The 13,004-nt window shown below is 70.8% G+C and carries 7 protein-coding genes; all 7 read left to right on the top strand.

The features are described from left to right. Positions 1 to 223: 223 nt before the first annotated feature. Positions 224 to 2,053 (top strand): PAS domain-containing protein, encoded by a 1,830-nt coding sequence (locus tag ABGI63_RS00595; RefSeq protein WP_349740536.1) that lies wholly within the window; start codon positions 224 to 226, stop codon positions 2,051 to 2,053. Continuing rightward, complete coding sequence (locus tag ABGI63_RS00590; protein ID WP_349740535.1) at positions 2,046 to 4,433, top strand: two-component system response regulator; 2,388 nt, start codon at positions 2,046 to 2,048, stop codon at positions 4,431 to 4,433. Before ABGI63_RS00595 ends, ABGI63_RS00590 begins: the two co-directional genes overlap by 8 nt. Before the next feature lie 100 nt (positions 4,434 to 4,533). Beyond that, positions 4,534 to 5,169: a response regulator gene (locus ABGI63_RS00585; RefSeq protein WP_349740534.1), complete on the top strand. Its 636-nt coding sequence runs from the start codon at positions 4,534 to 4,536 to the stop codon at positions 5,167 to 5,169. Then, positions 5,159 to 6,958, top strand: a complete 1,800-nt coding sequence (locus ABGI63_RS00580) for a hybrid sensor histidine kinase/response regulator (RefSeq protein ID WP_349740533.1) — start codon at positions 5,159 to 5,161, stop codon at positions 6,956 to 6,958. The genes ABGI63_RS00585 and ABGI63_RS00580 overlap by 11 nt, the downstream gene beginning before the upstream one ends. Beyond that, positions 6,912 to 10,964 (top strand): alpha/beta fold hydrolase, encoded by a 4,053-nt coding sequence (locus ABGI63_RS00575; RefSeq protein ID WP_349740532.1) that lies wholly within the window; start codon positions 6,912 to 6,914, stop codon positions 10,962 to 10,964. The genes ABGI63_RS00580 and ABGI63_RS00575 overlap by 47 nt, the downstream gene beginning before the upstream one ends. A 1-nt stretch (position 10,965) precedes the next feature. Beyond that, positions 10,966 to 12,597 (top strand): alkaline phosphatase D family protein, encoded by a 1,632-nt coding sequence (locus ABGI63_RS00570; protein ID WP_349740531.1) that lies wholly within the window; start codon positions 10,966 to 10,968, stop codon positions 12,595 to 12,597. Positions 12,598 to 12,650: 53 nt separating this feature from the next. Beyond that, positions 12,651 to 12,998, top strand: a complete 348-nt coding sequence (locus ABGI63_RS00565) for a DUF1801 domain-containing protein (RefSeq protein WP_349740530.1) — start codon at positions 12,651 to 12,653, stop codon at positions 12,996 to 12,998. Positions 12,999 to 13,004 lie beyond the last annotated feature (6 nt).

Here is a 13,004-nt window from a genome sequence, read left to right as displayed (position 1 = left end):
TGAGGGGGATAGTCGCACCGGGGGCGGAATCAGATACTGCGTCTCGATCACTCGCTGCCTGGACCTCAGCGTGCTGATCGAGGGGAGGAGTGCTATGCCGGCATGGCAAGACCCGCAAGGGTTTTGGCTTGCCGGCATAGTTATTTGTGCGCCCCGGTGCCTGTGCGTGCAATTTGCGGCCAGCCTTGTTATAAGGCTGCAAAGCATGCCTTAGGGAGGCACCATGGTTGACGAGCAGTCGGCGGCCGCGCTTGGCGCGTCAGCCCTGGACGTTCTGCTGGACAGCGAGGTGCCGATCGGGCTGGCGGTGCTGGACAGCGGGCTGCGCTATCACCGCATCAACCGCGTGCTCGCCGAGGCCAACGGCCCCAGCGTGGCCCAGCATCTGGGGCGCAGTGTCGCCGAGGTGCTGCCCGACGCCGCCGCCACGCTGCTGCCGTTGCTGCGCGAGGTGCTGGAGACCGGGCAGGCCAAGCGGGGCTTGCGCATCCTGGCCGAGGTGCCCAGCCTGCCGGGTGAGCTGTCCGAGTGGGAGGCCAGCTACCTGCCGATCACCGGTCGCGATGGCGCGGTGCATGGCGTGCTGGTGCAGGCGCTGAACCTGACGCTGGAGCGTCGTGTCAAGACCGCCGGCGAGCAGCATCTGCGCCGCGTGCTCGATGGCCTGTTTGTCTTCGTCGGCGTGCTCAGCCCCGAGGGCGCTTTGCTGGAGGCCAATCGCGCACCGCTGGAGGCCGGCGGCATCGCGCTGGAGCAGGTGCGCGGCCTGCCGTTCTGGGACACGCCCTGGTGGACCCACGATGCCGAGCTGCAGGCCTGGATGCGCGAGGCGGTGAAGCGCGCCGCCGCCGGCGAAACCGTGCGCCGCGATGTGATCGCCCGCATGGCCGGCGACAGCCGCATGGCGGTGGACTTCATGCTGGCGCCGCTGTTCGACGACCAGGGCCGCGTTACCCATCTGGTGCCGTCCGGCATGGACATCAGCGCGCGGCGCGCCAGCGAGCAGGCGCTGCAGGCCAGCGAGGACCGCTTCCGGCGCGTCTTCGAGGGCGCCACCGTCGGCATGGCCCTGATCGACTCGGGCGGCCGGGTGCTGCTGGCCAACGAGAGCATGGCCGGCATGTTCGGCTACAGCCGCTACGAGCTGGCCGGCCTGGCCGTGCATCAGCTGGTGCCGGAGCGCCAGCGCGAGGTCCATGTCGGCCATGTGGCGGGTTTCATGCGCGCACCGGCACTGCGCTATATGGCCAAGCGCCAGGAGTTGTATGCGCGCAAGAAGGACGGCAGCGAGTTCGCGGTCGAGATCGGCCTGAACCCGCTGCCCGGCAGCGAGGGCCAGCAGGTGCTGGCCACCATCAGCGATGTCACCGACCGGCGCGCCGCCCAGACCGAGATCGAGCGCGCGCTGGCCGAGAAGACCGTGCTGCTCAATGAGGTGCACCACCGCGTCAAGAACAATCTGCAGGTCATCTCCAGCCTGCTGAACCTGCAGTCCCGCAATGCCGAGCCCGGCGTGCAGGCGGCGCTGCGCGACAGCCAGAGCCGCGTGCGCTCGATGGCCTTGATGCACCAGCTGCTGTTCGAGCGGCGCGACTTCAGCGCGCTGGAGCTGGGCCCCTATCTGCGCCGGCTCGGCAGCCTGCTGCGCGACACCTATCTGGGTGGCGGCAGCAAGCTGCGCCTGGAGGTCGACGCGCCGGACCGCGGTTTCAGCATGGAGTTGCAGCAGGCCATCCCCTGCGGGCTGCTGGTCAATGAGCTGGTCACGAATGCGATCAAGCATGCCTTCCCGGACGGTCGCGCCGGCCAGGTCTGCATCCGGCTGCGGGCCGGCACGGCGCCGGACGATGGGCTTGCGGTGCTGGAGGTGCTGGACGATGGCATCGGCCTGCCCGAGGGGCTGGAGCCGGGCCAGGGGCGCGGTCTGGGGCTGCAGCTGCTGCCCTTGCTGGCCGAGCAGGCGCGGGCGCGGCTGGCCGTGCGGCGCGAGGCCGGCACCTGCGTCAGCCTGCATCTGGAACAGGACACGGTCAAGGGAGTCCATGATGTTTGATGCCATCGAGCGGCCCTTGCGGGTGCAGATCGTCGAGGACGAGCGCATCGTCGCGCTGGACCTGCGCAGCGGCCTGGAGCAGCTGGGTTTCGAGGTGGTGGGTATTGCCGCCAACGAGCCCGAGGCGGTCAGGTTGGCGACCTCGACCGTGCCGGACCTGGTGCTGATGGACATCCACCTGGACCGGGGCAGCGACGGCATCAACGCGGCGCGCCAGATCCGCGAGCTGCTGGCCGTGCCGGTGATCTTTCTGACCGCCTACGGTGAGCCCGAGACGCTCAAGCGCGCGGCGCTGGCCGCGCCCTATGGCTATCTGCTCAAGCCTTTCGAGCTGCGCGAGCTCAATGCCACCGTCTGCATGGCGATGGCGCGGCGCCGCGAGGAGATCAAGACCGAGAAGGCCGAGCGCCGGCTGCTGCTGGCGCTGGAGTCGGCCCGCCTGTCGGTGCTGGAGCTGGAGAGCGCCGGCGGCGGCGCGCTGCGCTGGAGCGGCCATGGCCTGGGCAGCGAGCTGGCGCCGCTGGGCCAGGCCCTGAGCCTCGCCGAGCTGCGCGAGCGCCTGGACCCATCGGCGGGGCAGGCGCTGGACGAGTTGCTGCAGCAGGGCCGGCCGATGGACATGGTGTGTCGCTGGCAGGCCGGGCCGGGCGCGCCGCGCTGGATGGAGATCCATGCGCGCCGTTTCGAGACCGATCAGCTGGTGATGGGCATGCTGCGCGATGTCACCGAGCGCATCGAGGGCGAGACGCGGCTGCGCCAGGCCCTGGTGGTGTTCGATGCCACCGACGAGGCGATTCTCTTTCTCGATGCCGAGTGCCGCGTGCTCAGCTGCAACCCGGCCTTCAGCGCGATGACGGGCTGGACCGAGGCCGAGGTGCAGGGGCGCGGCCCGGAGAGCTTTCTGTATGCGCGCCGCCATGGCGACCACCTGGACTGGCCGGCGCGCAGCCAGCGCCAGGGCGAGGTGACCTGCATGCGACGCGATGGCAGCACCTTCCCGGCGCTCGAGCATCTGTGCGCGGTGCTCGACGCCCAGGGCCAGGCCAGCCACCATGTGCTGAGCTTCTCCGACATCAGCGAGATCCGCGACACCCAGTTCAAGCTGCAGCATCTGGCCCTGCACGACCCGCTGACCGGCCTGGGCAACCGCCTGCACCTGCAGGAAGCCTTGCAGGCCCATATCGTGTCGGGCGGCGCGCCGCTGGGCCTGATCTTCATCGACCTGGACGGCTTCAAGACCATCAACGACACGCTGGGCCACGACTGCGGCGACGAGCTGCTGAAGGCGCTGGCCGCACGCCTGCAAAGCCTGCTGCGCCGCGAGGATGTCGCGATCCGGCTGGGCGGGGACGAGTTCGTCGTGCTGATGAGCCATGTGTCCCGTGCGGCCGATGCGCTGGCGCTGGCGGCCAAGCTGCTGGCGGCCATCGCCAAGCCGGTGTCGCTGCAGTCCCAGGTGGTCTGCGTCACCGCCAGCGCCGGTGTGGCGCTGTGGCCCGAGCATGTCGCCAGCCCGCAGGCTTTGCTGAAGGCGGCCGATGCGGCGATGTACGAGGCCAAGTCGCGCGGCCGCAACCGTGCCGCGCTCTATGAACATTCGCAGGCCGAGGAGGCCAACGAGCAGCTGCGCATCGAGCAGGGCCTGCGCCAGGCCCTGGAGCGCGGCGAGCTCCTGCTGCACTGGCAGCCGGTGGTCGAGATGCGCAGCGGCCGCATCCTCGGCGCCGAGGCCTTGCTGCGCTGGCAGCATCCGCAGCTCGGCGCGGTGGCGCCCAACCGCTTCATCCCGGTGGCCGAGACCACCGGCCTGATCGTGCCCATCGGTGCCTGGGTGCTGGACCAGGCCTGCGCACAGGCGGCGGCCTGGGCACGGCCGGGGCTGCGGGTGGCGGTCAATGTGTCGGTGCGGCAGTTCGAGCAGGACGATGTGCCGGCGCTGGTGCGCGAGGCCTTGCAGCGCCACCGGCTGGATCCCGGCTGCCTGGAGATCGAGGTCACCGAGAGCCTGTTCGGCAACACGCTGGCGCTGCGCCATATGTTGGTCGAGCTGCGGGCGCTGGGCGTGCATATCGCGCTGGACGATTTCGGCACCGGCTACTCCTCGCTGGGGCAGCTGAAGACCCTGCCGCTGGACCGGCTCAAGATCGACCGCTGCTTCGTCGCCGACCTGACCTCCGACAGCGACAGCCATGCCATCGTGCAGACCATCGTCACGCTGGCCCACAGCCTGAAGCTGGCGCTGACGGCCGAGGGCGTCGAGAACGAGGTGCAGCGCCAGATCCTGCTGGGCCTGGGCGCCGGCGACGCGCAGGGCTGGCTGTTCCATCGGGCGATGCCGGCCGATCAGTTCGAAGCCCTGCTGCGCGGTCCGGCCCGGTAGTCGCCCGCTGTGCTCGGCCACGGGCCGGTGGTATGGTGCGCGGCGTGCGAAAAAAACAGAACAAGGCGGCACGCCGAATCGCTTACAGGGACCGAACCGAATGCGCATCCTCATCATCGCTGACCAAGCCCTGTTCCGACAGGGCTTGCGGGTCTTGCTGCAGGTGCTTCGCCCGAGCGCCCGGCTGGAGGAACTGGCCGGCGTCGAGCAGTTGCCGGCCGCCTCCGAGCATGAGCCCGACCTGATCCTGGTCAAGCTGGGTTGCAGCGGTCCCGCGCGCTGCGCGGCGCTGCCGCTGCTGCGCCAGCGCTATGCCGCTGCGGTGCTGGTGGCGCTGTCTGACGTGCCCGATGCGGCACTGATGCGCGAGGCGCTGGCCGCCGGCGCCGCCGGCTACCTGCCCGGCACGATAGACCCGAGCAGCAGCATGCAGGCGCTGCAGCAGGTGCTGGAGCTGGGGGTCTATCTGCCGCCGATGCTGCTGAGCGCCAAGCCGGCCACCGCGCCCGAGCTGGCGCCGGCCGAGCGCCGCCTGCTGCAGCTGCTGCTGCAAGACCTGCCCGAGTCGGTGCAGATGGCGCGGCTGGGCCGCAGCCTGGCCGGCCTGCGCACCGATATTGCGGCGCTGTGGGCGCGGCTGGGGGTCAGCGACCGGGTCCAGGCCCTGTATCTGCTGGCCGCCCAGGGCTGGCCCGGCCTGCCGCGCTGGCACGAGGAGCTCGCCCATGGCGATTGAGCGGGCGCCCGAGCAGGTCGGCGTCGATGACGCGCTGCTGCAGCTGCTGGCCCAGCAGGGCCGGCGCGTGCCTTATCCGGTCGGCCTGTCGGCGGTGGTGATCGCGCTGATGGCCGGCGACAAGGTCTCGCCCTGGTTCTCCGGCCTGTGGGTGGCCCTGGTGTTCGCGGTGCTGGCGCTGCGCTGGTGGGCGCTGGGGCGGCTGCCGCAGCTCAGCGAGGTGCCGGCACGCCGGCGCCTGCAATGGGCAGTGGGCTTGAGCGCGCTCAACGGCGTGGTGTTCAGCGCCTCGCTGGCCTTCGCGCCCTATCTGTCGGACTACCAGCGCATGGTGCAGACCATTGTGCTGCTGGGCCTGTGCGCCGGCTCGGTGGCGACCACCGCCGGCTACCTGCCGGTGCTGCTGGTCTTCATCGGCCCGGTCACGCTGGCCAATGCGCTGGCCTGGGTCAGCGGCGGCGGTGGCGTCCATGCGGTGACCTGGATCGAGCTGGTGCTGGGGGCGCTGATCCTGGGCTTTGGCTGGATTCTGGTGAGCCTGGCCCGCGACGCCTACCGGGTCTTTGTCGAGTCGGTCACCATCCGCGCCCAGCAGCTCAAGAGCAATCAGCAGCTGCGCCTGGCGCTGCAACAGGCCGAGTCGGCGATCCGCGCCAAGACCCGCTTCTTCGCCTCCGCCAGCCATGACCTGCGCCAGCCCATGCACACGCTGTCGCTGTTCGGCGCGGCGCTGACGATGCGGCCGCTGGACGCCGCCAGCGCCGACATCGCCAAGCACATGAACACCGCGCTGCGCTCGCTGGCCTCGCAGATGGACGCACTGCTGGACATCTCCAAGCTCGATGCCCAGGTGGTGCAGGTCACGAACGAGGTGTTCTCGCTGTCGAGCTGGCTGGCGCGGCTGCAGCAGGAGTTCGCACCGGCCGCCACCCGCAAGGGCCTGAGCCTGAGCCTGGACTGCCCGGGCGGCGCCTATGTCGAGAGCGACCCGATGCTCTTGGAGCGGGTGGTGCGCAATCTGATCGACAACGCGATCAAGTACACCCAGGCTGGTGGCGTGCGCATCACGGCCGAGCGCCAGGGCGAGCTGTGGCGCGTCGCGGTGCACGACAGCGGCGCCGGCATCGCCGAGGCCGAGATGGCGCATATCTTCGAGGAGTTCTACCAGGTCGGCAATCCCGAGCGCGACCGCGCCAAGGGCCTGGGCCTGGGCCTGTCCATCGTCAGCCGCCTGGTCGATCTGCTGGACCTGCATCTGGCCGTCGACTCCAAGCTGGGGGTCGGGTCTTGCTTCAGCCTCAGCATCGCCGCGGTCGAGTCGCAGGCCATGCCGGCCACGGCGCAGACCGCGGCGGCGCAGAGCCTCTTGAACCTGCGCGTGCTGGTGATCGACGACGAGGAGCCGGTGCGCCTGGCGATGCAGACCCTGCTGGCCGGCTATGGCTGCGAGGTGGTGCTGGCCGGCAGCACCCGCGAGGCCATGGTCAAGAGCCTCAGCAACCCGCCCGATCTGCTGCTGGCCGATCTGCGCCTGCGCGGCGGCGACGACGGCATTGCCGCCGCGCGCTCGCTGCGCTCGGCCGTGCCGGGGCTGCCGGCCATCCTGATCAGCGGCGACACCGCGCCGGAGCGCCTGCGCGAGGCCCACGAGGCGGGCCTGACCTTATTGCACAAGCCGGTATCGGCAGAACAACTGGTGACCGCCATCGAGGCGGCCATGGCGGAACGAGGGAGAGCCAGAGATGCAGCAGCAGCACAAGCCCGGGGCGCCGCCAGCCCCGCCACCTGAGGCCGCACGCCGCTGGCTGTCCGAAGGGCTTGAGATCCTGCTGCATGAGTTGCAGCAGCAGCCGCGCGCCGAGGATGGCTTCGACGTCGATGTGCTGATCGTCGGCAGCGGCTATGGTGGCGCGGCCGCCGCCGCCGAGCTGTCGCGCTGCCCGGGCCAGCGCATCGTGGTGCTGGAGCGCGGCCGCGAGTATCTGGCCGGTCAGTTCCCCGAGCGCATGGCCGATCTGCCCGGCCATGTGCGCTTTGCGACGCCGGCCGCCGCGACGCCGTCCGGACGCTGGGAAGGGCTGTTCGATCTGCGCCTGGGCCCCGACGTCAACGTCGTGCTGGCCAACGGCCTGGGAGGCGGTTCGCTGATCAATGCCGGCGTGATGGAGCCGGCGCGGCCCGAGGTGTTCAGCCAATCGCCCTGGCCGCAGGCGCTGCGCCAGGACCCTGAGCAGATGAGGGCCTGGTACGAGCGTGCCGGGCGCCTGCTGGGCAGCCTGGACGTCGCGGGGCGGCCCAACACGATAGACCGGCTGGCCAGCTATCGCCCGAAGCGCGCGCTGTGGCTGCAGCAGCTCGGCAGCGCGGCCACGCGCCGGCCGGCCATCACGGTGGCGCTGGACGCGCAGCCGCAAAGCCCGGCCGGCCTGGACCTGAATCGCTGCATCGCCTGCGGCGACTGCGCGACCGGCTGCAACCATGGCGCCAAAGCGTCGCTGGACACCAATCTGCTGCTGCAGGCCCGGCAGCGCGGCGTGCGCCTGATCAGCGGCGCCAGCGTGCTGCGGCTGGAGCGGCTGGCGCCGCAGGATCAGGGGGCGGGCGGCTGGATGGTGCGGGTCAATCACACCGATGAATTCCTGCGCCGACGCCAGCTCGAACCCTTCGCGCTGCGTGCCCGCCGTGTCGTGCTGGCAGCCGGCAGCCTGGGCTCGACCGAGATCCTGCTGCGCTCGCGCGCCGCTGGCCTGGCCCTGTCGGACCGGCTGGGCCATCAGTTCTCCGGCAACGGCGATGTGCTGGCCGCTGCCGTGCAGGCCCCGCAGGTGCTGGATGCGGTGGCCGATGAAACCCAGGCGCCGAACGCGCGCGGCGTCGGCCCGACCATCACCGCGATGCTCGATGTGCGTGAGGAGCAAGACTTCGTTGTGCAAGACCTGGCCATCCCCGGCGCGCTGCGCTGGGCCTGGGAGGAGAGCTTCGCGCTGGCCGACTGCCTGGACGGCCTGGCCCGCCCGGACGACAGCCGCCATGGCGCCGATGTCGAGTTCGACGACCCCTACACGGTCCGCCCCGAGGCCACGGCGCGCATGCTGCCGCTGGCCATCATGGGCCTGGACAGCGCCCAGGGCCAGCTGCGCCTGCTAGAGGCCGGCGCATTTGGCGAGGGCCTGGCCTCGGTGCACTGGCCCGAGCTGAAGGACGATGCGCGGATGGCCGCACGCCATGCCTGGCTGGACGCGCGGCTGCGGACCCAGGGCGCGCGCTTGCTGGCCAATCCGCTGTGGCGGCTGCTGCCACCCGATCTGGAGCATCTGCTGGGCGGCGCGCGCGGGCCCATGCTGACCGTGCACCCGCTGGGCGGCTGTGCGATGGCCGACCATGCGGCGCTGGGCGTGGTCAACGAATGGGGTCAGGTCTATCGCGGCCGGGCCGGTGCCGTGGTCTATGAGGATCTGGTGGTGCTGGACGGCGCCATCGTGCCCAGCGCGCTGGGCATCAATCCGGCGCTGACCATCACCGCGCTGGCGCTGCGTGCGCTGGAGGCGCTGATGCGGCAATGGGGGCTGCAGGGGCAAGACCTGGCCCTGCCCAAGCCGGGGCCGCGCCCGGTCTACCGGCAGGTGCCGGCCGACAAGGTCCGGCCCCAGCTGCCGACGATGGCCGAGTTCCGCGAGCGCATGAGCGGCTTTGTGCGCCTGCCCGGCGCGCCGGGTTCGGGCGTGGTCTGCATGGAGCTGACCCTGGTGTTCGAGCCGGTGGCCGTGCAGCAGCTGCTGCGCGCCGGCCCCGGGCGGCGGCTCAGGACCCGACCGGGCGGCGAGAGCCGGCTGCGCCTGTTCGAGGCCCAGCCCGATCCCGATTCGCCGGGCCGCTGGATGGTGGTCCAGGCCGGCAGCCCGGCCAATGGACAGACGGGCCAGGGCAAGCTGTGGATGCATGCCGAGCGGGCCGATGCCGACGCGCTGTGGGTGGCGCCGCTGGCCAGCGCCGAGCTGCTCATCTTCCACCGCCTGCCGCTGGCCGCGCGCACCCGGCGCTGCAATGCCTTGCGCGCCTGGTTCCTCAACCGCGGCTGGCGCGATGCCGGCCAGGCCCTGCTGGAGCGGCTCAGCCAGAACCGCGCGCCCGAGCGCGTGCGGCGCCCGCTGTGGCAATGGGCGCGCGAGCAGTGGCGCAATGCCCGCGCGCTGGCCAGCCATGGCGGCGAGGTGCGGCTGATGGAGTACCGCCTGCAGCTCGGCGAGGCCGGTAGCACGCCGCCCTGGGCCGCCGGCCTGGCCGGGCTCGCCTTGCATGGCGCCAAGCGCATCAGCTACACGCGGCGCGGCAATCCCTGGAAGCAGCTGAGCCGGATGCGGCTGGAGAGCGGGCCGTTCCTGCCGGTCGGCCACGCGCCGCAAGCCGAGCTCGAACTGGATCTGTTCTACCTGGCGCGCCAGCGCGTGCCGCTGCTGCGCCTGACCCAGGCGCAGGACTCGCCCAGCGCGATCCGCGATGTCGGCTCGTTGCTGGCCTTTGTCGCGCGGCTGATGATTGGCATCCATGTCTGGAGCTTCCGCAAGCCCGATGCGCCACCGCCGCGCGTGATCGAGCGCCTGCCCGGCGCGGTGCCGGGCCTGCCGCTGCCCGAGATCCAGGAGCTGGCCGCCGGCCGGCGCGGCGAGGCGGGGCTGAGCCGCCAGCCCCTCACGAGCGAGGTCGCCGTGCAGGACCAGACGCCAGTCATGCTGCGCCTGACCCGCTACCGTGCCGCCCGGCCGGGCGCGCGGCCGGTGCTGATGCTGCATGGCTATAGCGCCAGCGGCACGACCTTCGCCCACCACTCGGTGCAGCCCGGCCCGGCCAAGCTGCTGTGGGACCAGGGTTACGACGTCTGGCTGCTGGACATGCGCACCAGCGCCGGCATGCCCACGGCGACCCTGCCCTGGACCTTCGAGGAGGCGGCGTTCAACGACATCCCGCTGGCGGTCGACCATGTGCTGCGCGCCACCGGCCAGCTGCAGCTCGATGTGCTGGCCCATTGCATGGGCTCGGTGATGCTGCACATGGCTCTGCTGGAGGAGCGCGAGCAGCCCTTCGAGCACTTCTATGCGCTGCGCAGCCGCCTGCGCCAGAGCATCCGCCGGCTGGTGATCTCCCAGGTCACGCCGAAGATGATCTTCTCGCCGACCAATACCTTGCGGGCTTTCATGATGCAGTATCTGCGGCCCTATCTGCCGCTGCAGGACTTCGCGTTCAGGCCGGAGGGGCCGCAGGGCCTGATGGACCAGCTGATCGACCGGCTGCTGGCCAGCCTGCCCTATCCCGACGAGGAGTTCGATATCGAGAACCCGCCGTTCCCGAGCCTGCGCAAGACGCCCTGGACCGCGACCCGCCACCGCATGGACCTGCTGTACGGACGCGACTTCGCGATTGCCAATGTCGACCAGCCGGTGTTCGACTACATCGACGACCATTTCGGCCCGCTGAACATGGACACGGTGGCCCAGGCCATCAACTTCGCGCGCAGCAACGAGATCACCGACTGGGCCGGCGCCAGCCTTTATCTGGACGATATGGCCAAGAGCCTGGCCCTGCTGCAGGCCTTCCCGGTGCTGTCGGTGCATGGCCAGGACAACGGCCTGTGCCAGAGCGAGAGCGGCGAGCTGACCGCCGATCTCTATCAACACCTGGCCCCCGGCCGGTACCGCTACCGGATGATTGCCGACCATGGCCACCAGGACTGCCTGATCGGCCGCCATGCCGGCACCCGGGTGTTTCCGCACATCATTGCGTTCCTGAAGGAGGACTGACGTGGATCTGCGCCGCTTCGAGTCCAAGACCTTCTGCGCCTTTCCGCCGCTGACGCGCCTGGAGCGCGCGGCCGCCGATGACGGCATCCATCTGCATGTGCTGACCCAACTGCGCCCCGAGCTCGGCTGGCCGCGCTGCTGGGCCTGGCTGCCGGTGCGCTGGAGCGAGGTGCACGGCGCCCAGGCGCTCGGGCCGGCGCATCGCCTGCCCTTTGTTCGGCCCGAGTCCGGTGACCCCGGCACGCCGCTGCGCAGCGAGCTGCCGCTGGCCTGGCTGCCCGAGGCGCCCGACGCCGGCCTGCTGTGCCTGCTGGTCTATGCCGATCTGCGTGCGCAAAGCCACGAGGGGCATCTGGAGCCCGACGATGTCGATGCCGACGCGGCGATCACGCGCAGCATGGCCGAGGCGCTGGCGGTGCCGGCGCTTGAGCTGCGCCATGCCCTGCTGCGCCGGCCGGCTGGCGATCAGGCGGGTGAGGGCCTGAGCCTGGTGCTGGCCGCCTGCCAGTACCCGCCGGGCCTGCTGGACCGCAGCCCCGGCGCCGAGCAAGACCCGAGCCTGGCCAGCCCCGCCGAGGCCTCGCTGGCGCGCCTGCTCGCCTTCACGCGCGGCCCGGCGGCCGGCGCCGAGGTCTCGCTGCTGCTGCTGGCCGGCGACCAGGTCTATGCCGATGCCAGCGGCGGCTTCTTCGACCCGGTCAACAGCGTGGAGCGGCACGGCAAGCCCTATCAGCATTTCAAGGCCGGACTGATGCGGCATCTGCCGCCCAGCCTGGAGCGCATCGTCCACATGCCCGACGATCACGAGATCCAGGACAACTGGGAGCCGGTCGCCAATCCCGCCGCGCCGGGCGGCCGCGATGCGGGCCCCTTCTTCAAGCGCGCCACCCAGGCCGCCTGGACCCATCGCTGGGACGCCGCGCCAAGCCGGCGTGCGCCGCACGGCCTGTTCTGGCACAGCTTCGACTGGCGCGGCGCGGCCTTCTTCATGGCCGACTCGCGCACCGAGCGCGGGCCGCGCCGGGTCGACCTGCTGGCCGAGGCCCAGCTGCTGGAGCGGCCGCAACGCGAGGCCTTGCGCGCCTGGCTGGCGGCCACGCAAGGCCGGCCGCGCTTTGTGCTCAGCGGTTCGCTGCTGCTGCCGCGCCGGCGCAGCAGTGCCGAGCATCCGGCCAGCGCGCTGCGCTCCGATGCCTGGGACGGCTATCCGGCCACGCTGCACTGGCTGCTCGGCGAGCTGTGGGCGCAGCAGGCCCAGGATGTGGTCTTCCTGTCCGGCGACGAGCATCGCTCGGGCCATGTCTCCGCCCGCATCGAGGCGGTGGCCGACGAGCCGGCGCCGGTGCGGCTGCATTCCATCCACAGCTCCGGGCTCTACACGCCCTGGCCCTTCGCGGTGACCAATCCCGAGGATTTCGCCGCGCCCGAGAGTTTCACCTTCCCCGGCCCCGGGGGCCAGGTCTTGCGCTGCACGGTCAGTGCCTGGGCCGATTTCCCGGGCGACGGCTTTGCGCTGCTGCGCCAGCGCGGGGGGCGGCTGGAGCTGTGGTTCGACCGGGCAGGCCGGCCCTTGCACGAGGCCACCGAGTTGCCGGCCGCCGACGCGCTGTTCGAACTGGCGGGCCTGGCCTAGCGGCCCTATCGCTCAACTTTTTCAGGGATCTCGAGATGGCAAACCAAAAATCTGTGCAAACCCTGCTGGAAGACATCCGGCTTGTCAGCGAAGAGCGCTACCAGATCGTTGAAGCGGTTCGTGGCCTGGTGAGGGCGCAGTGCCGGCCTTTTGCGGAAGAGCTCAAGTACGGTGGCATCCTGTTCTCATCGGGTATTCAGTTCTGTGGCGTCTTTGCCTACCAAGCGCATGTCTCGGTCGAGTTCGGCATGGGCGCGGGCATCGCTGATGCCTTCGGTCATCTGGAAGGCGCGGGCAAGGGGCGTCGGCACATCAAGCTGCGCACCCTGTCCGATATCGAGAGCAAGCGGCTGGCCGACTACCTGCCGCTGGCGCTGGAGGCGGCCAAGCGCGGGGCCTGAGAACCT

Source organism: Roseateles cavernae (assembly GCF_040187885.1).
GTDB lineage: Bacteria > Pseudomonadota > Gammaproteobacteria > Burkholderiales > Burkholderiaceae_C > Roseateles_E > Roseateles_E cavernae.
Note: the sequence above shows the minus strand (reverse complement) of the source record. Positions and strands in the feature narration are given on the sequence as shown.